The organism is Haloferax sp. KTX1, from assembly GCF_902410085.1.
Classification (GTDB): Archaea; Halobacteriota; Halobacteria; order Halobacteriales; family Haloferacaceae; genus Haloferax; species Haloferax massiliensis.
Map to the genome: position 1 here is coordinate 1 of NZ_CABPRH010000222.1, position 434 is coordinate 434.

The 434-nt window shown below is 64.1% G+C and carries 1 protein-coding gene; it reads left to right on the plus strand.

From position 1 onward, the window contains the following. A partial coding sequence (locus FY251_RS21550) for a glycoside hydrolase family 15 protein (RefSeq protein ID WP_148416947.1) occupies positions 1–434 on the plus strand: 434 nt, incomplete at both ends.

Consider the following 434-nt stretch of genomic DNA (forward strand, 5'->3'; position numbering starts at 1 on the left):
GTACAGGACAGCGCTGATGACGCTGTTAGCGGTCGAGGACAAGACCTACCGCGGCGCGTCCATCGCCTCGCCGTCCGTGCCGTGGGGCGAGGCCGTCCACGCCGAGGAGCCCAAGGGCTACGGCTACAACTTCGTCTGGTCACGTGACCTGTATCAGGTGTTTAGCGTGTTCGACGCCATCGGGTCGCTGGACATCGCAACGGACCAACTGGAGTACATCTACGAGTACCAGCAGGACGACGCCGGCTTCATCCCGCAGAACACCTACGTCAACGGGACGACCCGCTGGGGCGGCGAGCAGATGGACAACATCTCGTTCCCGCAGGTGATGGCCTATCGCCTCGCCGAGAGCGGCGTCGACTTCGAGGATGTCGAGTACAGCTACGAGAACGTCCGGCGGTCGGCCGAGTACGTCGTCCGCCACGGCCCCGAAA